This is a genomic window from Herbaspirillum frisingense GSF30, from assembly GCF_000300975.2.
In the GTDB taxonomy this organism is placed as follows: Bacteria; Pseudomonadota; Gammaproteobacteria; order Burkholderiales; family Burkholderiaceae_D; genus Herbaspirillum; species Herbaspirillum frisingense.
Window position 1 is genome coordinate 1 of the sequence record NZ_AEEC02000024.1, and the last position, 19,184, is coordinate 19,184.

The window sequence follows — 19,184 nt, forward strand, 5'->3', positions numbered from 1 at the left end:
GTTCGCTTTTTTGTTGGTCGATCTGATTGAAGGTGAACAGGCCTAGCCCTCGCTTCAATCCCGGTCCCGGCGATATCCCAGCGCCGACGAAATCTGGTTGGCCGTGCTGACCAGGTCATCCACCCATTCTTCCTGCAGCCGGTCGGCCGGGGCCGAGATCGACAGGCCAGCCACCAGCTTGCCGCTGTCGTCGCAGATGCCGGCGGCCATGCAGCGCACGCCCAGTTCCAGCTCTTCGTTGTCGCGGGCATAGCCGAGGGCGCGCACCATGGACAGTTCGCGCTCCAGCTTGGTCAGATCGGTGATGGAGTTCTTGTTATGCCCCGCCAGCCCGGTCCGGGTGGCATAGGCGCGCACGTTCTTGGGGTCATCCACCGAGAGAAAGAGCTTGCCGGTGGAGGTCAGGTGCAGCGGCGCACGGCCGCCGATGGCACGCACCACCTGCATGCCGGAGCGTTCGGAAAAGGAACGGTCGATATAGACGATTTCATCGGCCTGCCGGACCGACAGGTTGATGGTCTGGTGGGTCTTGCGATGCAGGGCGCGCATGAAGTCCAGCGCCGCCTCGCGCACCGACAACCGGCTCTTGACGATATTGCCCAGCTCCAGCAGGCGCATGCCCAGGCGGTAGGTGCCCGGTTCCACGCGGTCCACGAAACGCTTGACCACCAGATCGTTGAGGATGCGGTGCGCGGTCGACGGGTGCAGGTCGGTCGCCGCCGACAATTCCTTCAGGCTCACCGGATCCGGGTAATCGGCCAGCGCATCGAGCAGCGACACCATGCGCTCGATGACCTGGATGGAAATGTGTTCTGTCTCGCCTGCAGCTTCTTTTTTCATGGCGCAGCCTGGTGCGTTGCAATATGAGGGTTATACCACAATGTGAAAAGAACAAAAAGTTCGACCGTGCTTTTTTGACCGGCATCATCGCCACATCAAGGTTGTCGGCCGCTTCCGGATACGCCGTGCGGCGGGGCAGGGCGCCCCTCCGGATTGCCGAACGCCCGTTTCCTCTTTCCTGGCTCTCCCTGACGTTTGGTTATAAAGACGGGCCGCCTTATTCCGGCGGCTTGCGCTTGCATATCTGTTTTCCGCATATCGAGAGAAGAAAGTATTCGTTCTTTTCAGGCAGCAGGCTCATTAACCTGTGTGCTCCAAAACAACTAACACTTTCGGGAACGGACATGCTGAAGAACGTCATCAAATCGGTCGTCGCCACCCTGGTGCTGGCGCAAGCCGCCCACGTCGCGCAGGCGGCCGATCTCTCGCTGCTCAACGTCTCTTACGACCCGACGCGAGAACTCTACGCCGACTATAACAAGGCCTTTTCCAGGTACTGGAAGGAAAAGGCCGGTGACAACGTCACCATCAAGGCTTCCCACGGTGGTTCCGGCAAGCAGGGCCGTTCCGTCATCGACGGCATCGATGCCGACGTGGTGACTCTGGCCCTGGCCTACGACATCGACGAAATCTCGGAAAAGGCCAAGCTGCTGCCGGCCGACTGGCAAAAGCGCCTGCCGCACAACAGCTCGCCCTATACCTCCACCATCGTGTTCCTGGTGCGCAAGGGCAATCCCAAGGGCATCAAGGACTGGGGCGACCTGATCAAGCCGGGCGTGTCCGTCATCACTCCCAACCCCAAGACCTCCGGTGGTGCGCGCTGGAACTACCTGGCCGCCTGGGCCTATGCCAAGCAGAAGGGCGGTAGCGACGACGCTGCCCGCGACTACATCGCCAAGCTCTTCAAGAACGTGCCGGTGCTGGATTCCGGTGCCCGTGGCGCCACCATCACCTTCGTCGAGCGCGGCATCGGCGATGTCCTGCTGGCCTGGGAAAACGAAGCCCTGATCTCCCTGAAAGAATGGGGCCCGGACAAGTTCGACATCGTCGCACCGTCGATCTCCATCCTGACCGAGCCGCCGGTGGCCGTGGTGGACAAGGTGGTGGACCGTCGCGGTACCCGCAAGGTGGCCGAGGAATACCTCAAGCACCTGTATTCCGAGGAAGGCCAGGAAATCATCGCCAAGAACTACTACCGTCCCATCGATCCCAAGATCGCCGCCAAGTACGCTGCGCAGTTCCCCAAGCTGAACCTGGTGACCATCGACAAGGACTTCGGCGGCTGGCAAAAGGCCCAGAAGACCCACTTCGCCGATGGCGGTACCTTCGACCAGCTCTACGCACCCAACAAGAAGTGATCTGAAACCTGGCAGGGCGCCGGCCGCGCCAGCTCCCTGCCGCTTCCTCCCGCTCAACGCTCAAGCATAAGACATGACCATCCTGCTCCTGGCCGGCAGCCCTTCGGCGCCTTCCCGCTCCACCCGCCTGCTGCACCACGTCGGCGACAAGCTGGCCCAGCTCGGCCACCGACATGCCCGTCTGGAGGTGCGCGACCTGCCGGGCCAGGCCATCCTGCGCGCCGACTGGAACAATGCGGAGATCAAGGCTGCCCTGTCCACGGTGGAGGAAGCTTCGGCCGTGGTGGTCGCCACCCCGGTCTACAAGGCGGCCTACAGCGGCATCCTCAAGGCCTTCCTCGACCTGCTGCCGCAGTTCGGCCTGACCAACAAGCTGGTGCTGCCGCTGGCCACCGGTGGCAGTCAGTCGCACATGCTGGCGCTGGACTACGCCTTGCGCCCGGTGCTGTCCTCGCTCAATCCTAAGCACGTCCTGCCCAGCATCTACGCCACCGAGGCCCAGGTGACCTGGAGCGAAGAGCAGGGCCTGGTGCTGGATGCGCCCATCGCCACCCGCGTCGATGAAGGCGTGGCGCAGTTGTCGGCCAGCCTGTTGGCCCTGCACAAGGCAGCGCCGGAAGAGTTCCGCGAAATACCGTTCTCGCAATTGCAGTACAGCGTCTCCTACTGATGCATGCCGACGCAAACTGACATCCCGTATTGAAACCGGCCGGAGTGATCCGGCCTGTCTTGAACGTCTGAACCTTGAACGTCTGAAAAATCATCGGCCGGTGCAGCCGAAGGCCCTCTGCACGCCCAAATCTGGAGAAAAACGTGTCCGCCAACAAGAACAAGATTGTCCATTCCTCCCGTCGTCGCACGCTGGTCGGCCTGTCGGCCCTGGCGCTGGCGACCGCAACCCTTGCCCTGGGCGCCGCCGCGGTGCAGGCCCAGGAAGCCAAGGTTCTGCGCATCGGCTACCAGAAGGCGGCCAATACCCTGGTCTTGCTCAAGGCCCACGGCACGCTGGAAAAGCGCCTGCAGCCGCTGGGCGTGGAAGTGAAATGGGCCGAGTTCGCGGCCGGTCCGCAATTGCTGGAAGCGCTCAATGTCGGCTCGGTCGATTTCGGCTACGTCGGTGAAGCCCCGCCCGTGTTTGCCCAGGCCGCCGGCGCCGACTTCGTCTATACCGCCTACGAAATCCCGACCCCGGATGCCGAAGGCCTGCTGGTGCAAAAGAATTCACCGATCAAGAGCGTGGCTGAACTGAAGGGTAAGAAGATCGCCTTCAACAAGGGGTCCGACGTGCACTGGCTGGTGGTGGCCCTGCTCAAGAAGGCCGGCCTGCAATACAGCGACATCCAGCCGGTCTACCTGGCGCCGGCCGATGCCCGCGCCGCCTTCGAACGCGGTGCCGTCGATGCCTGGGCGATCTGGGACCCGTTCCAGGCAGCCGCCGAAAAGCAGGTCGGCGCGCGGCGCCTGGCCAGCGGCGTGGGCGCGGTCAGCCATCACCAGTTCTTCCTGAGCGCGCGTCCTTTCGCGGCGAAGAATCCGCAGGTGCAGAAGGTCCTGCTGGAAGAGATCACCCGCGAAGGTGAGTGGGTGCGCACCCATACCGGCGAAGCGGCCGCCCAGCTGGCGCCCATCCAGGGCCTGGATGCCGACATCATCGAAACCGGCTTGAAGCGCTACGCCCACGTCTACAAGCCGGTCGATGCCCAGGTGCTGGCCGAGCAGCAGAAGATCGCCGATGCCTTCTATGAATTGAAGCTGATCCCCAAACAACTCAAGGTCAGCGATGCCGTCCTCAAATGATGTCCACCCGGTTGCCGCAGCACAGGAGTCAAGCATGAACGTTTTCTGGTTTATCCCCACCCATGGCGACAGCCGCTACCTCGGTACCACCGAAGGCGCGCGCCCGGTCAGTCATGACTACATGAAGCAGGTCGCCGTGGCCGCCGACACGCTGGGCTACGACGGCGTGCTGCTGCCCACCGGCCGTTCATGCGAAGACGCCTGGGTGGCCGCCGCCAGCCTGATCGACGCCACCCGCCGCCTGAAATTCCTGGTGGCGGTGCGCCCCGGCCTGACCGCGCCGACGTTGTCGGCACGCATGGCCGCCACCTTCGACCGCCTTTCCAATGGCCGCCTGCTGATCAACGTCGTCACTGGCGGCGACCCGGTAGAGCAGGAGAGCGATGGCATCTTCGGCAGCCACGCCGAGCGTTACGAGATTTCCGACGAGTTCCTCAAGATCTGGCGCGAGGTGCTGGCCAAGACCCATACCGGCGAAGAGACCCATTTCGAGGGCAAGCACCTGCGCGTCAAGGGCGCCAAGGCGCTCTATCCGCCCCTGCAGAAACCCTATCCGCCGCTGTACTTCGGCGGTTCCTCGGACGAGGCCATCGACCTGGCCGCCGAGCAGGTGGACGTCTACCTGACCTGGGGCGAACCACCGGCTGCGGTGGCCGAGAAGATCGCCCGCGTGCGCGAACGCGCCGCCCGCGCCGGTCGCACCCTGCGTTTCGGCATCCGCCTGCACGTGATCGTGCGCGAGACCAACGAAGCCGCCTGGCGCGCCGCCGAGGAACTGATCAGCCGCCTGGACGACGAGACCATCGCCAAGGCCCAGGCCAACTTCGCCCGCATGGATTCGGAAGGGCAGCGTCGCATGGCGGCCCTGCACGGCGGCCGACGCGACAAGCTGGAAGTGAGCCCCAACCTGTGGGCCGGGGTCGGCCTGGTGCGCGGCGGTGCCGGTACGGCGCTGGTGGGCGATGGCCCCACGGTCGCCGAACGGCTCAAGGAATATGCAGCGCTGGGCATCGATACCTTCATCCTCTCGGGCTACCCGCACCTGGAAGAATCGTATCGCTTCGCCGAGCTGGTCTTCCCGCTGTTGCCGCGCCCACAGCGCGAGACCCTGCCGGGATTCAACCTGACCGGCCCCTTCGGCGAGATCGTCGGCAACACCGAGCTTCCCAAGGCCGCGCCGGTGCGCGTGTCGGCCAGCTGAGGCAGGCATGACGAGCGCATCCAATCCGCTGAACAGCGCTACCACCGGCGCCGCCAGCACCAGCACCAGCGCACCCGCCGGCAAGGCCGCCCGTGCGGCTGGCCGCTCGCCGCGCAAGGCGCGTGGCGCCTGGGTGGGCTGGCTGTTGCCGGTGCTGCTGCTGGCGTGGTGGCAACTGGCCTCGCAGGCCGGCTGGCTGTCCAGCCGCATCCTGCCGGAACCGTTTGCGGTCCTGACGGCGGCCTGGAAACTGTCGGCCTCCGGTGAGCTGTGGCGCCACCTGGCCGTCTCCAGTGGTCGCGCGGCCTCGGGCTTTGCGGTCGGTGCCGGGCTGGGCCTGGTGCTGGGCCTGCTCTCCGGCAGCCTGCGTTCGGCCGAACTGCTGCTCGATACCACCCTGCAGATGGTGCGCAATATCCCAGCCCTGGCCTTGATCCCGCTGGTGATCCTGTGGTTCGGCATCGACGAGACGGCCAAGCTGTTCCTGGTCTCGGTGGGCGTGTTCTTCCCGGTCTATCTCAATACCTTCCACGGCATCCGCTCGGTGGACCAGGGCCTGATCGAGATGGCCAGGAGCTATGGCCTGTCGGGCTGGCCGCTGTATCGCGACGTGATCCTGCCGGGCGCCTTGCCATCCATCCTGGTCGGGCTGCGCTTCGCGCTGGGTCTGGTGTGGGTGTTGCTGATCGTGGCCGAGACCATCTCCGCCCAGGCCGGCATCGGCTACATGACCATGAATGCCCGCGAATTCCTGCAGACCGATGTGGTGCTGGTCGGCATCCTGCTCTATGCCTTGCTGGGCAAGCTGGCCGATACCGCTGCCCGTGCGCTGGAGCGCTTCTGGCTGCGCTGGCATCCGGGCTACCAATGAATTCGCATCAGGAGAACCGTATGCGTCACGACCAACAGGAAAATCAGGAGCTAGGCCGCGCTGCCGGTCGCGGCGTGGGCTTGAAGCTGCGCGCCGTGTCCAAGGCCTTCAGCGGTCGCACCGTGTTGCACGACATCGATCTGGACATCGCCCCCGGCGAATTCGTCGCCATCGTCGGTCGCAGTGGTTGCGGCAAGAGCACGCTGCTGCGCCTGGTGGCGCAACTGGATGCAGCCAGCGGCGGTGAGGTGGTCTATGAACACGATGCCGGCGGCGAACCCGAAGTGCGCATCATGTTCCAGGATGCGCGCCTGCTGCCCTGGAAGCGGGTGCAAGCCAATGTGGCGCTGGGGCTGCCCAAGCAGCACGCGCCGCTTGCCCTGCACGCCCTGCAGCAGGTCGGCCTGGATCAGCGCGCCGGTGAATGGCCGGCGGTGCTCTCGGGTGGCCAGCGGCAACGCGTGGCCCTGGCCCGGGCGCTGGTGCACGACCCGCAATTGCTGTTGCTGGACGAGCCGTTGGGTGCGCTTGACGCCCTGACCCGCATCGAGATGCAGGCCCTGATCGAATCGCTATGGCGCGAGCGCGGCTTCACCGCCTTGCTGGTGACCCACGACGTACAGGAAGCGGTCGCCCTGGCCGACCGCGTGCTGCTCATCGAAGACGGCCGGGTGACGCTGGATCAGCGCATCACGCTGGCCCGCCCACGCTCACGCGGACAGGCGCAGTTTGCCGCGCTGGAAGAAGCCATCCTGGCGCGCGTGCTGCGTCATCCTGGCAGCGACGCCAATGCCATCCACGATGGTGCCACCGCAGAACTGGAGCCTGCTTTTGTCCCACGCGGTGTGCAGCAGGTGCAGTGGGCGGTCTGAGGCCGCACATGATTTGACCGTTTCAGAGAGTCCGACCATTTCAACCCATGCGGCGCGGCAGGTGCCGACGCCGTTTCATCAAGGAGCAGAGCATGACCATTCAAGCGATCAACGTACGTAACCAGTTCAAGGGCAAGGTCAAGGCCATCATCGAAGGTTCGGTGGTGTCCGAGGTGGATGTCGAGACCCCGGCCGGTATCGTCACTTCCGTCATCACCACCCGTTCGGTCAAGGACCTGGGCCTGACCATCGGCAGCGAAGTCGTGGCGCTGGTCAAGGCCACCGAAGTGTCGATCGCCAAGCTGTGATCTTTTCCGGCCGCCCATCGGTCAATCTCGCCCGGGCGGCATATTTTTCCAGGAGCAGGCCCGATGGCATATCAGGCTTTGGATGCTTACCTGGCGCGTCTGCAAGCCACCCAGTCGACCTCGTCCAAGGTCTGGCTGGATGAGCAGGGACGTGCCGCAGGGCGTTTCTTCAATACATCGCTGACCTCGGCCTTCCAGCCGGTGCGCAGCTTCGAACAGGGCAGCATCGTCGCATGTGAAGCCTTTGCCCGCAGTCATTCGGCGGTCGATGACGGACTCCATCTCTGGAAGCTGCTCGACCAGGCCGCCAGCGACGACGAATCGGTCGAGCTGGACCGCCTGTGCCGCATGCTGCACGCCATCAACTATTACCGTCAGGTCGGGCAGGGCGGTCTGGGCGATACCGACGCCCCCGAGCTGCATCTGTCGGTGCATGCGCGCCTGCTGGCCGCCGTCAACAACAATCATGGCGTGGCCTACCGCCGCATCCTGGCGGCGCTGGAGTTGCCGCACGAGCGCATCGTGCTGCAACTGCCGGTGGTCACGCCCAACCAGCGCTGGCTGCTCAACTATGTGCTGGACAATTACCGCCGCAATGGCTTCCGCCTCGGGGTCTCGGCCAATAGCCCGCTGGAGGCGCTGGGCCTGCTGGACAAGATCAAGCCGGACCTGATCAAGGTCGATGCCCGCGAACTGCCCGATCCCGACAGCGTGGCCTTGCTCTTGCTGCGGGCGGCGGAGCAGGGCGTACGCATCTTCTTCAAGCGCGTCGAGAACCGCGAGGTCTTCGACAAGCTGAGCCAGTTCGGCCAGGCCCTGGCCCAGCCCATCCACGCCCAGGGCTATCTGTGGGACACCCCTGGTGCAAGACTGCCGGACCAGATATCGGGCATCCGGGATGCGGCTTGAGGCATACTCGGTCTTCCCTATCCTCAACAGCGAGGCCTGCATGAGTCTGTCGTCCCACGTTTCCCCGGCCCCGGCGCGGCTGTCCGATTTCCGCGTACTGGTGGCGCCGGGCCTGTCCGATAGCGGCCCCGAGCACTGGCAGTCGCGCTGGCAACGCCTCTATCCGGCCTTCGAACGGGTGCAGCAAGACGACTGGGAAACCCCCGACCTGCCGGCCTGGTCGCAGCGCCTGGGCGAAGTGCTGGCGCGCGATGGTCGGCCCACGGTGATCGTGGCGCACAGCTTCGGTTGCCTGACCACCGTGCAGCGCACCGCTGCCCTGCTGGCCGAAGGGGGCTCGGCCCATCCCATCGTGGCGGCCCTGCTGGTGGCACCAGCCGATCCGGCCAAGTTCAGCGTGAGCTCGGCGGTACGCCACCGGTTGCCGTATCCGGCCCTGGTGGTCGGCAGCGACAACGACCCCTGGATGAGCGCCGACCGCGCCCGCCACTGGGCCGAGGCCTGGGGTGCGCAGTTCCGCTCTATCGGCCCCCGCGGGCATATCAATTCCGAGTCCGGCCTGGGCGACTGGACACAGGGCCAGCAATGGTTGCTGGAGTTGCTGGAGCAGATTCCCTGAGGCTTTTCCCGGCGCCGGGGCAGGGCGCCAAATGACGGTTTTTGGCTGTAATACCGTTTAGTTCAGAAAAAATCGCCGCGCCAGATGACTTTGGCGCTGCGATTTTGCCTGGTTCTCTTCAAGCCATTTGAAACCGTTCGGACTGAGTAGGCCCTTCAGGGCCGTATCGAAGCCTGTCCTGAGCCTGTCGAAGGGGCGCTGCTCGGCTTGTGGCGCGCCTTCGATACGCGGCTACGCCGCTACTCAGGACGAACGGTCAGCGGTGGCGCAAGCAAAGTCTGAGCAAGCTTTCGGGCTGGCAGCAAGCTTAACTGAACGGCATTGCGGTTTTTGGCCGCTCTTTATGCGCTTTCCTTCTAAAGGCATGCAAAAAACTTCGTTCTCTTTATAACCTGCGAATGCGATTATCGGTCACCTATAGTCGCATTTGTAATAAAAAGAGAACGACATGTCCGCAACCCCTGTTTCCCTGGCCGCCTCCCGGGCCGCGCCAGTGGCCGCTTCCGGCGGGACCGGCCGGCGCGTATTGCCCGGTTTCCGATTGTCGCTGGGCTTCACCATCTTCTATCTGGCGCTGATCGTCCTGATCCCGCTGTCGGCCTTGTTCCTGAAGACCTTCACGCTGACCTGGGGCGGTTTCATCGATGCCGTGACCTCGCCACGGGTGATGGCGTCCTATCGCCTCAGCTTCGGGGCCTCCCTGATCGGTGCCTTCCTGAACGTGATCTTCGGCGGCATCGTCGCCTGGGTGCTGGTGCGCTACCGCTTCCCGGGCAAGCGCATCATCGACGCCCTGGTCGACCTGCCATTTGCCCTGCCCACGGCCGTGGCCGGCATTGCCCTGACCACCCTGTATTCGCAGAATGGCTGGCTGGGCAAGCTGCTCGCTCCGCTGGGCATCAAGGTCGCCTTCACGCCGCTGGGTGTGCTGGTGGCGCTGACCTTCATCGGCCTGCCGTTCGTGGTGCGCACCGTGCAACCGGTGCTGGAAGAGGCCGAGCGCGAGCTCGAAGAGGCCGCCGCCAGCCTGGGCGCCAACCGCTGGCAGACCTTCACCCGCGTGGTCTTCCCGACCATCCTGCCGGCGCTGCTGACCGGGTTTGCGCTGGCCTTCGCGCGCGCCTCCGGCGAATACGGCTCGGTGGTCTTCATCGCCGGCAACATGCCGATGGTGTCGGAGATCACGCCGCTGTTCATCGTCACCAAGCTGGAGCAGTACGACTACGCCGGCGCCACCGCCATCGCCATGGTGATGCTGCTGGTGTCCTTCGTCTTGCTGTTGACCATCAACCTGTTGCAAGCCTGGACCCGCAAGCGCGGCCGGGCGGAGAGGACCTGAGATGAGTGGCGCGCCTGTTTCCCTCGCCTCCCAGAACATCGCCCGCGGCGAGCCGCCGATCACCCCTGGAGCCACGCTGGAACCGTTCTGGGTGCGTGCCCTGTTGATCGGCATCGCCCTGGTGTTCCTGACGCTCTTCCTGTTCGTGCCGCTGGTGGCGGTGTTCTATGAAGCCTTGCGCAAGGGCTGGGATGTCTATGTGGCCTCCATCACCGAGGCCGACGCCTGGTCGGCCATCAAGCTGACGGTGATCACAGCGGCCATCGCCGTACCGCTGAACCTGGTATTCGGCGTGGCGGCAGCGTGGGCCATCGCCAAGTTCGAGTTCCGCGGCAAGAACGTGCTGCTGACCCTGATCGACCTGCCGTTCTCGGTCTCGCCGGTGATCTCGGGCCTGATCTACGTGCTGCTGTTCGGCCTGCAAGGCTACCTCGGCCCCTGGCTGCGCGAACATGACATCAAGATCCTCTTCGCCGTGCCGGGCATCGTGCTGGCCACCATCTTCGTGACCTTCCCGTTCGTGGCGCGCGAGCTGATCCCGCTGATGCAGTCGCAAGGCAGCGAGGAAGAGGAGGCCGCGCTGGTGCTGGGCGCCTCCGGCTGGCGCACCTTCTGGCACGTGACCCTGCCCAATATCAAGTGGGGCCTGCTGTATGGCGTGATTCTCTGCAACGCCCGTGCCATGGGCGAGTTCGGCGCGGTATCGGTGGTTTCCGGCCACATCCGGGGCGAGACCAACACCATCCCGCTGCAGGTCGAAATCCTCTACAACGAATTCAACATCACCGGCGCCTTCGCCGTGGCCTCGCTGCTGGCTTTCCTGGCCCTGGTCACACTGGCCATCAAGAGTGTCATCGAGTGGCGGCTGCACCAGCAGCACAGCGCCAGCGAGCAAGTCTAAGGAGTTCTCATGAGCATCGAAGTCCATCACATCCAAAAGCGTTTCGGCAGCTTCACCGCACTCAACGACGTCTCGCTCAACTTCCCGGCCGGCGAACTGACCGCACTGCTGGGGCCCTCGGGCTGTGGCAAGACCACGCTGTTGCGCATCATCGCCGGGCTGGAATCGCCTGACTCCGGCCAGGTGCTGCTGGATGGCGAAGACGCCTCGGCACGCCATGTGCGCGAGCGCCAGGTCGGATTCGTGTTCCAGCACTACGCCCTGTTCAAGCACATGACCGTGTTCGAGAACATCGCCTTCGGCCTGCGCGTGAAACCGCGCGCCCAGCGCCCCTCGGAAGCGGCCATCCGCGAGAAGGTCAAGAGCCTGCTGGAACTGGTGCAACTGGACTGGCTGGCCGACCGCTATCCGCCGCAACTCTCGGGTGGACAGCGCCAGCGCATTGCCCTGGCGCGTGCACTGGCCGTGGAGCCGCGCGTGCTGCTGCTGGACGAACCCTTCGGTGCACTCGATGCCAAGGTGCGCAAGGAACTGCGCCGCTGGCTGCGACGCCTGCATGATGAATTGCACGTCACCAGCATCTTCGTCACCCACGACCAGGAAGAAGCATTGGAAGTGGCCGACCAGGTGGTGCTGATGAACAAGGGACAGGTGGAACAGATCGGCACGCCCGAAGCGGTCTACAACCATCCGGCCTCGCCCTTCGTCTACGGCTTCCTGGGCAATGTGAACCTGTTCCATGGCCGCCTGCACGAGGGCGTGCTGGACGCTGCTGGTGCCCGTTTCGAGGCGCCCGGCCATGACGATACCCGCGATGCTTCCGGCGTCGGTTACGTGCGGCCGCACGATCTGGATGTGGAACGCTACGCGCCCGGTGCCCAGGGCATCGTGGTGCAACTGCGCCGCGCCCATGCCATCGGCCCGCTGGCCCAGCTGGAACTGGAACGCGACGACAACGCCGAGCTCATCGAAGCCGTCATCCCCAACGAACGCTTTGCGCAGCTGGGACTGAAGAATGGCGACACCCTGGTGGTGCGCCCGCGCCGCCTGCAGGTGTTCGCCCAGCAGGAAGGAGGGACGGCACGATGAACTTCCAGCAACTGCGCTCCATCCGCGAAGCCGCCCGTTGCGGCTTCAACCTGACCGAAGTGGCCAATGTGCTGTTCACCTCGCAACCCGGCGTGAGTCGCCAGATTCGCGAGCTGGAAGAAGAACTGGGCGTGGAAATCTTCGAACGCAACGGCAAGCGTCTCACCGGCCTGACCGAGCCCGGCAAGGGCATCCTGGGCATCGTCGAACGGCTGCTGCTGGAAGCCGAGAACCTGCGCCGCGCCAGCAAGGAATACGCCGGCGAGCAGAGCGGCACGCTCTCCATCGCCACCACCCACACCCAGGCCCGCTACGTGCTGCCGCGCATCGTGCAGGCCTTCCGCGACGCCTTTCCGCAGGTGCGCATCGCGCTCCAGCAGAGCGCACCGGAACACATCGCCGAATGGGTCATCTCCGGCAAGGCCGACATCGGCATCGCCACCGAAGGCCTGTCGCAGTTCAAGGAACTGGTGTCCTTCCCCTGCTATACCTGGAGCCACGTGATCGTGGTGCCGAAGGGCCACCCGCTGCTGGGTCTGGAACAGGTGACCCTGGAAGACCTGGGGACCTGGCCCCTGATCACTTATGACGTTGGCTTTACCGGTCGTGGCCATATCGACGACGCCTTCCGCCAGGCAGGCATCGAGCCCGACATCGTGCTCACCGCCATGGATTCGGACGTGATCCAGCAATACGTGTCGCTGGGCATGGGCGTGGGCCTGGTGGCCTCGATGGCGGTCGACCAGGGCAAGCACCAGGACATGGTCGCCATCAATGCGGCGCACCTGTTCAAGGCCAACATCGCCCGACTGGCGGTGCGCCGAGGCGCCTACCTGCGTGGCTATGCGCTGGACTTCATCCAGCAGTTCGCCCCCGAGCTCAAGCGCGCCGACATCGTCGCAGCACTCAATGAGGCCAATGCCCAGGGTTGAACGCAGACACGCCTACAGGTTCTTGCGATAGACGATGAAGCCGGAGTCGATGGCCAGCGTGTCATAGAGCCGTCGCGCCGTCGCATTGCCGTGGTGGGTATGCCAGTAGACGCGTTCGGCGCCATCGGCAGCCGCACGGCGGTAGAGCTCTTCGATCAGTGCGCGCCCCACGCCGCGTCCGCGGGCGGCTTCGGTGGTGAACAGATCCTGCAGATAGCAGGTCGGTCCGATCAGGATGGTATTGCGGTGGTAGAGGTAGTGCGCCAGGCCCAGCAGCCGGCCGTCGGCTTCGGCCACCAGCGCATGGACCGGCTCGCCAGCATCGTGGATGCGCGCCCAGGTGGCCTGGGTGATCGTCAGGGGCAGGGCAGTAGCGCCGCTGCGACCGTAGAAGGCATTGTAGTCATCCCACAGGATCTTCCATTGCGGGTAGTCGTCGTGGCGTGCGCCGCGAATCTGCAGCGCGCTCTCAGGGGCTTGCTCGGGCATCGGGTCTCCAGGGCGCCGGTCGGGCGCGTGAAGCCGCAGTATAGCCTTGCGCGGACAAATCAAAAGGCCGGAGGACGTAGCTACAGCCCTACGTCCTCCGGCCTTTTGCATGGGCGGTTCGCCCGGGGTGATGCGTGGATTTCGATGTCAGACCGTGCGGGTCGGCGTCGTGGTGAAGGTGTCGGTGCTGCTGGGCTGGGTGCTGGCAGCCTGCGCCACCTGGGCGGACTGACCGGCCGCATTGAGGATGTCGTTGAAATTGACGGCCGGCTTCTTCGGCGTTTGCTGCGTGTTGGCCGGCGTATTGCTGTGGTAGATGGAAGAAATGGAATTGATCGACATGCGTGCACTCCTGATTAAGGCTGTCCCCCCGGGCGAGCGCCCAGACCGATGTTGCCGGGGCAGTATAGGTGCGTGATGGCGTGCTGCTACGCCGGTTTACCCAAACTTGCGCATCTTTACCTGTGCCGGCTGGCGGCGTCGGATCGCGTCATTTGCGCAGGCGTGCCGCGCACTGGTCGCGCAGGGTGGTGTCTTCCGCCGTGTCGTCGTCGCCATCGCTGGTGGCGGCGGCCGGTGCACCCGGTGCGCCCGGTACGCCCGGTACGCCCGGTACGCCCGGATGCGCGCACCGGCGGTAGGCCGCCACATAACGCTCGAACTCGGCCCGCGCCTGCGCCCGCGGCAGGCTGGCCAGGCGGACGATGAAGCCACGGCTGCCGATCTCGAAGTGCTGGTAGTCGATGGGTTGCTTCCACTGGCCACCCCAGACCAGGAAGCCGTGATCGTAGAACACGCTCACCACCTCCTCGGCCATGCCGGCTTGCGCGGGCGTACGCTGCAGGTAGCTGCTGCCCTTGGGCGGGAGCACTTCCTGCGCGCTGCTGCCGGCTTGGCTGACATAGGGGTTCTGCAGGGGATTGATATCGATGGCGGCGCCGTAGGCATGCTTGGACCAGCCACCGCCGCCGGTCATGGGCCGACCGTTGAAGGCGGAACTGTTATTGGCGGCCATGGAGCGCTGGTCATCGCCATCGAAGTCTTCCAGTGCGCGCGCACCGGCCAGCGGGAAGGAGCGCAACAGCAGTTCGCCGAACAGGGACTCCACCTGCGGCGCCACCGCATCCAGCACCACCACCGCGCCCTGACGGGTGGCACCGTCGAAATCGGTGTAGTCGAAGCTGACCCGGGACAGGCGCGCACAGGGGACCGGATTGGCCGCCGTGATCACCTTGCGCGCTTTCATGTCGGCACACTGCGCCGGCGAGACAGGTGCGATGTCGGCATGGGCCGCAGACATCATGGACAAGCCTGCGAGCAGGGCGGCGATCAGGGTAACCCCGCGGCCAGGGGAGGGCGGCAGGAGGAGGGCGGGCAAGGTCGTCATAGGCGCCGATGATACGGGTTTTCAGGCAAAAAAGTGTTGCCTTTTGATTCACATTGCCTGCGATGACTGACATCAAGATGCGCCATTTTCTGACAGCCTGCGGCAGCCGGAGCGGGAATAATCCATATCCAGAAACAGTCGAACTTCGGCAAGGAAGCATCTGGCCGAATGTCGGCACAACCCATCAACAACCTTTGGAGGCAAAACATGCAGATTCGCCACACCCTCTTGGCTGCCGCCGTCTTTACTGCCGTGCTCGCCGGCTGCAACAAGCGCGACGAAGCGCCCGCCACCCCGGCCGCCACCCCGCCGGCCGCATCGGAACCGGCTCCGGCCACCACCACCCCGACCACACCGGCACCGGCTGACTCCGGCTCGACCGCCACTCCGGCGACCCCGACTCCGACTACGCCGTCGGATTCCTCGGCCACCAGCCCGAGCACGCCGCCTGCGACCACGGGCGACACCGCCGGTGGCGAGAAGAAGTAAGCACAGCATTCAAGCGCCAGCCTTCGCATAACAAGAGCCAGACAAGAACGGCAACAGCCGCACCATCATCCCGCAGTGGGAACAGCACTGCATGCGCCGCGTCAGGCAACTGACGCGGCGCTTTCTTTTGAGGTACTGCAGTGAGAGGGTAGTGAGAGGGTAGTGAGAGGGTAGTGAGAGGGTAGTGAGAGGGTAGTGAAAGGGACAGGGCGCGACGGGCTGGGCGAGATGGACCCATGGGGCAGGCCGTTCTGCCTCCTTGGGAAGGCGTGAAAATCTTTCCGAACTTTTTTTTGCGGCCCGCAGTCGTACGGGTGGTTGAACTGTTCCTTCAACCTCCCTCTTGATAGGGAACTTGCCCGCAGTTTATTGGCTGCGGGCTTTTTTTTCGCCGCTCACTTTGCGCTGTGCGGCTTGACCACCGCGATCATGGCGCCGAAAGCCGGCCCCATATTGGCTTCCAGCGTGGGATACATGCGCGATATGCTGCCGTCCAGATAAAGGGCGTCGCTACACTTCAGTTCGTCGCGCAAAAAACTGGCGAAGTCATGGAAGCTGATCGGATTGCGCGCAATGGCCAGCGTGACTACCCCGGCTGCATCCAGGCAGGCCGCATTGCGCACCACCGTATTGGCCGAATCGGGATCGAAGCGCGGGTTGATCTTGCCATCCACGATCAGCAGCGGCCCCGACTGCGTGGCATAGCGCGCCACCGAATTCCACAGCCCCAGCTCGGCCTCGTAGTCGGAGGTCTCCACGATATAGGCCTGGTGCTCGCTCAGGACAAACACCCCATTGGGCTGCAGGTAGAAGTTGCCATAGGCGTTCTTGCGGGTATTGAGCCGGCGCAGCTGCGTGCCGGCCTCGACGTACAGACCCAGCGGCTGCAGCTGCTTGTCGTAGATGCCAGCATTGGTGGCGCACACCATGTCCAGCCCCTGGCTGCGCAGATGGGCGTCCAGCCGCAGGAAATTGCCCAGCGGTGCGCCATTGGCATCCTTCCAGTACATGCGGATGGTGTCGCTGCGCGGATCGGCGCGACAGGTGCTGATGAAGACCTGGTGATACTGGTACTGCCTGATCTCGGCAGCGCCGGCCAGCGCCGGACAAAGCAGGGGAGCCGCCAGGATGACCAGCGCCAGGCGGCGCAACAGGGGGGAGCGGAGGAGGAAATGAAGCATCGAAACCGGGTCTTGTTCTGCGGGAATACGCGGGGCGAGGCCGTATTGTAATTGTGGGCAGCCCGGCCTGCCACCGGTTTCCCGGAATCGGCTGCAAATCGGCCACCAGCATGGCTTTGCGTGCATCGCACCGAAATAGATCATGCTGCAGTGCGAGCCTGCACCAAATTTAGGAAAATGAAGAAAAGCAGCATGAAATGTGCGAGAAATCGAATTTAGCAGGGTAAAAATGACGGACTATGGCCAATTCTCAAAAAAAAGTTGCCCTTCATGACGAGGGTGTTACACTCTGCCCCCATGCTTCGGCCGGCCCCCGGAATTATCAGGGCCAGAGAACCGGAGCCCTACGCGCGCCGGCCTGCTGGCCAGGTAACGGCGCCTCTTGAATCCGTTCCATCCTGGAGGAAACGTCAATGAAATCTGCAAGCCGTCTGACCAAGATCGCCCTGGCCGCCGCCACCTTTGCCGCCTTTGCCGGCGTGGCGCATGCCGAGACCGTCAAGATCGCGATCGCCGGTCCCCTGACCGGTGCCGTGGCCCAGTACGGCGACATGGTCAAGGCCGGTGCCCTGACCGCGATCGAACAGATCAACGCCGCCGGTGGCGCCAATGGCAACAAGTTCGAAGCCGTGATGATGGACGACGCCTGCGAACCCAAGCAAGCCGTGGCCGTGGCCAACAAGATCGTCAGCCAGGGCATCAAGTACGTGATCGGTCACGTCTGCTCCGGCTCCACCATCCCGGCCTCCGACATCTATGAAAACGAAGGCGTGGTGATGATCACCCCCTCGGCCACCGCTCCCCAGCTGACCGAAGCCAAGCCGCACAAGTTCATCTTCCGCACCATCGGTCGCGATGACCAGCAGGGTCCTGCCGCTGCCCGCTACGTGATCGAGAAGCTCAAGCCCAAGAAGGTCGCCGTGCTGCACGACAAGCAGTCCTACGGCCAGGGTGTGGCTTCCTCGGTCAAGGGCGCACTGGACGCCGCCAAGGTGCCGGTCGTGCTGTTCGAAGGCATCAATGCCGGTGACAGCGACTACTCCGCCATCGTCACCAAGCTCAAGTCGCAGGGCGTGGACTTCGTCTACTTCGGCGGCTACCACCCGGAAATGGGCCTGATCATGCGCCAGGCGCGTGAGCAGGGCGTCAAGGCCGTGTTCATGGGCCCTGAAGGCGTGGGCAACAAGGACATCACCGCGATTGCCGGCCCGGCTTCCGAAGGCATGCTGGTGACCCTGCCGGCCGACTTCGCCGCCGACCCGGCCAATGCCGCCCTGGTCAAGGCCTTTGCCGCCGCCAAGCGCGACGCCAACGGTCCGTTCCAGATGCCGGCCTATTCCGGCGTGAAGATCATTGCCGACGCCATTGCCGGCGCCAAGTCCACCGATCCGGAAAAGGTCGCGGCCTACATCCACGCCAACAGCTTCAAGACCCCCATCGGCAACGTCGAATACGACAAGAAGGGCGACCTGAAGTCCTTCAAGTTCGTCGTCTTCACCTGGCACAAGGACGCCACCAAGACCGAAGCCAAGTGATTCCCCGCGAATCGTTGGCATGACCGTCTGACCTGACGTCAAACAGCGAAATGCCCCACCGCGAAATTCTCGGATGGGGCATTTCCACTTCTGGACCCTCCACATGAATGAATTGCTCCCACAACTGACCCAGCAGCTCGTCAACGGGCTTTCGCTGGGCGCGATCTATGCCCTGATCGCCATCGGCTACACCATGGTCTACGGCATCATCGGCATGATCAACTTCGCCCATGGCGAGATCTACATGATCGCCTCCTACGTCGGCCTGGTGACCCTCACCGCCATCGGCGTGCAGTCCGGCTACCCCTTGCCGCTGCTGCTGGGTGGCGCGCTGATCGTATCGGTACTGGTCACGGGCCTGTACGGCTGGACCGTCGAGCGCGTGGCCTATCGCCCGCTGCGCGGCGGCCCGCGTCTGGTACCGCTGATCTCGGCCATCGGCATGTCCATCTTCCTGCAGAACTATGTACAGATCGGCCAGGGCGCGCGCGACATGTCGGTGCCGGTGCTGATCTCGGGCGCGCTGGAATTCCAGATGGGCAGCGACTTCACCGTTACCGTGCCGTATTCGCGCATGGTCATCGTCGGTGTCACGCTGCTGCTGATGGTGGCGCTCACGCTATTCATCGCGCGTTCGCGCATGGGCCGCGCCTGCCGCGCCTGCGCCGAGGACATGGGCATGGCCAACCTGCTGGGTATCGACACCAACAAGGTCATTTCCTTCACCTTTGTATTGGGTGCGATGCTGGCAGCGGTCGGTGGTGTACTCATCGCGCTGACCATCGGCAAGCTCAATCCCTACATCGGCTTCATCGCCGGCATCAAGGCCTTCACGGCGGCGGTGCTGGGTGGTATCGGCAGCATTCCCGGCGCCATGCTGGGCGGCGTCCTGCTGGGCCTGGCCGAGACCTTTGCCGCCGGCTACCTGCCGTCGGAATACAAGGACGTGGTGTCCTTCGGCCTGCTGGTGCTGATCCTGCTGTTCCGTCCCACGGGCCTGTTGGGCAAGCCCGATATCGAAAAGGTCTGAGCGCAGCGCGCCTGACGGACAACGAATTATTCAAGGA

General features: G+C 64.2%; 21 protein-coding genes. 16 read left to right on the plus strand and 5 right to left on the minus strand.

The window, feature by feature from the left end:
- Positions 1 to 54: 54 nt before the first annotated feature.
- Positions 55 to 840, minus strand: a complete 786-nt coding sequence (locus tag HFRIS_RS16170; RefSeq protein ID WP_006464484.1) for an IclR family transcriptional regulator — start codon at positions 838 to 840, stop codon at positions 55 to 57.
- 344 nt (positions 841 to 1,184) lie between these two features.
- Here HFRIS_RS16170 and HFRIS_RS16175 point away from each other — a divergent pair, with 344 nt between their 5' ends.
- The 13 genes from HFRIS_RS16175 to HFRIS_RS16235 all read left to right on the plus strand — a co-directional run bounded on the left by HFRIS_RS16175 (position 1,185) and on the right by HFRIS_RS16235 (position 13,036).
- Entirely contained in the window at positions 1,185 to 2,198 is a 1,014-nt protein-coding gene (locus tag HFRIS_RS16175) for a sulfate ABC transporter substrate-binding protein (RefSeq protein WP_006464485.1), read from the plus strand.
- A 73-nt stretch (positions 2,199 to 2,271) separates the two neighbouring features.
- On the plus strand, positions 2,272 to 2,868 hold the full coding sequence (ssuE, locus tag HFRIS_RS16180) for an NADPH-dependent FMN reductase (RefSeq protein WP_006464486.1): 597 nt from the start codon (positions 2,272 to 2,274) through the stop codon (positions 2,866 to 2,868).
- A gap of 143 nt (positions 2,869 to 3,011) precedes the next feature.
- Complete coding sequence (locus HFRIS_RS16185; RefSeq protein WP_006464487.1) at positions 3,012 to 3,995, plus strand: sulfonate ABC transporter substrate-binding protein; 984 nt, start codon at positions 3,012 to 3,014, stop codon at positions 3,993 to 3,995.
- Between the two features lie 34 nt (positions 3,996 to 4,029).
- Positions 4,030 to 5,196 carry an FMNH2-dependent alkanesulfonate monooxygenase gene (ssuD, locus tag HFRIS_RS16190; RefSeq protein WP_006464488.1) on the plus strand — a complete coding sequence of 389 codons (1,167 nt, stop codon included), beginning with the start codon at positions 4,030 to 4,032 and terminating at the stop codon, positions 5,194 to 5,196.
- A 7-nt stretch (positions 5,197 to 5,203) separates the two neighbouring features.
- Complete coding sequence (gene ssuC, locus HFRIS_RS16195; protein WP_006464489.1) at positions 5,204 to 6,067, plus strand: aliphatic sulfonate ABC transporter permease SsuC; 864 nt, start codon at positions 5,204 to 5,206, stop codon at positions 6,065 to 6,067.
- Positions 6,068 to 6,087: 20 nt separating this feature from the next.
- Positions 6,088 to 6,939 (plus strand): ATP-binding cassette domain-containing protein, encoded by an 852-nt coding sequence (locus HFRIS_RS16200; RefSeq protein WP_006464490.1) that lies wholly within the window; start codon positions 6,088 to 6,090, stop codon positions 6,937 to 6,939.
- A 92-nt stretch (positions 6,940 to 7,031) separates the two neighbouring features.
- Positions 7,032 to 7,247: a TOBE domain-containing protein gene (locus tag HFRIS_RS16205; RefSeq protein ID WP_006464491.1), complete on the plus strand. Its 216-nt coding sequence runs from the start codon at positions 7,032 to 7,034 to the stop codon at positions 7,245 to 7,247.
- Between the two features lie 63 nt (positions 7,248 to 7,310).
- Positions 7,311 to 8,156 (plus strand): EAL domain-containing protein, encoded by an 846-nt coding sequence (locus HFRIS_RS16210; RefSeq protein WP_006464492.1) that lies wholly within the window; start codon positions 7,311 to 7,313, stop codon positions 8,154 to 8,156.
- 40 nt (positions 8,157 to 8,196) lie between these two features.
- Positions 8,197 to 8,775, plus strand: a complete 579-nt coding sequence (locus tag HFRIS_RS16215) for an RBBP9/YdeN family alpha/beta hydrolase (protein ID WP_006464493.1) — start codon at positions 8,197 to 8,199, stop codon at positions 8,773 to 8,775.
- Positions 8,776 to 9,223: 448 nt separating this feature from the next.
- On the plus strand, positions 9,224 to 10,114 hold the full coding sequence (cysT, locus tag HFRIS_RS16220; RefSeq protein ID WP_006464494.1) for a sulfate ABC transporter permease subunit CysT: 891 nt from the start codon (positions 9,224 to 9,226) through the stop codon (positions 10,112 to 10,114).
- Position 10,115: 1 nt separating this feature from the next.
- Entirely contained in the window at positions 10,116 to 11,015 is a 900-nt protein-coding gene (gene cysW / locus HFRIS_RS16225) for a sulfate ABC transporter permease subunit CysW (protein WP_006464495.1), read from the plus strand.
- 9 nt (positions 11,016 to 11,024) lie between these two features.
- A complete protein-coding gene (locus tag HFRIS_RS16230) occupies positions 11,025 to 12,104 on the plus strand; it encodes a sulfate/molybdate ABC transporter ATP-binding protein (RefSeq protein WP_006464496.1) in 1,080 nt (359 codons plus the stop codon).
- Positions 12,101 to 13,036 carry a CysB family HTH-type transcriptional regulator gene (locus tag HFRIS_RS16235; protein ID WP_006464498.1) on the plus strand — a complete coding sequence of 312 codons (936 nt, stop codon included), beginning with the start codon at positions 12,101 to 12,103 and terminating at the stop codon, positions 13,034 to 13,036. Before HFRIS_RS16230 ends, HFRIS_RS16235 begins: the two co-directional genes overlap by 4 nt.
- Before the next feature lie 12 nt (positions 13,037 to 13,048).
- On the opposite strand, the gene HFRIS_RS16240 is transcribed toward HFRIS_RS16235, so the two are convergent.
- The 3 genes from HFRIS_RS16240 to HFRIS_RS16250 form a co-directional block, all read right to left on the minus strand.
- Positions 13,049 to 13,525, minus strand: a complete 477-nt coding sequence (locus HFRIS_RS16240; RefSeq protein ID WP_006464499.1) for a GNAT family N-acetyltransferase — start codon at positions 13,523 to 13,525, stop codon at positions 13,049 to 13,051.
- Positions 13,526 to 13,672: 147 nt separating this feature from the next.
- Positions 13,673 to 13,867 carry a hypothetical protein gene (locus tag HFRIS_RS16245; RefSeq protein ID WP_039876099.1) on the minus strand — a complete coding sequence of 65 codons (195 nt, stop codon included), beginning with the start codon at positions 13,865 to 13,867 and terminating at the stop codon, positions 13,673 to 13,675.
- 148 nt (positions 13,868 to 14,015) lie between these two features.
- Positions 14,016 to 14,912: a M15 family metallopeptidase gene (locus HFRIS_RS16250; RefSeq protein ID WP_006464501.1), complete on the minus strand. Its 897-nt coding sequence runs from the start codon at positions 14,910 to 14,912 to the stop codon at positions 14,016 to 14,018.
- Positions 14,913 to 15,119: 207 nt separating this feature from the next.
- On the opposite strand from HFRIS_RS16250, the gene HFRIS_RS16255 reads away from it, so the two are divergent.
- The gene (locus HFRIS_RS16255) at positions 15,120 to 15,401 is read left to right on the plus strand and encodes a hypothetical protein (RefSeq protein ID WP_039876100.1); all 282 of its coding nucleotides are present in this window, start codon (positions 15,120 to 15,122) and stop codon (positions 15,399 to 15,401) included.
- A 395-nt stretch (positions 15,402 to 15,796) separates the two neighbouring features.
- Here the strand turns inward: HFRIS_RS16255 and HFRIS_RS16260 are convergent, their stop codons facing one another.
- Positions 15,797 to 16,582: a phosphodiester glycosidase family protein gene (locus tag HFRIS_RS16260; RefSeq protein WP_006464504.1), complete on the minus strand. Its 786-nt coding sequence runs from the start codon at positions 16,580 to 16,582 to the stop codon at positions 15,797 to 15,799.
- A gap of 413 nt (positions 16,583 to 16,995) precedes the next feature.
- Here HFRIS_RS16260 and HFRIS_RS16265 point away from each other — a divergent pair, with 413 nt between their 5' ends.
- Positions 16,996 to 18,117 carry a branched-chain amino acid ABC transporter substrate-binding protein gene (locus HFRIS_RS16265; protein WP_006464505.1) on the plus strand — a complete coding sequence of 374 codons (1,122 nt, stop codon included), beginning with the start codon at positions 16,996 to 16,998 and terminating at the stop codon, positions 18,115 to 18,117.
- 103 nt (positions 18,118 to 18,220) lie between these two features.
- Positions 18,221 to 19,147, plus strand: a complete 927-nt coding sequence (livH, locus tag HFRIS_RS16270) for a high-affinity branched-chain amino acid ABC transporter permease LivH (RefSeq protein WP_006464506.1) — start codon at positions 18,221 to 18,223, stop codon at positions 19,145 to 19,147.
- Positions 19,148 to 19,184 lie beyond the last annotated feature (37 nt).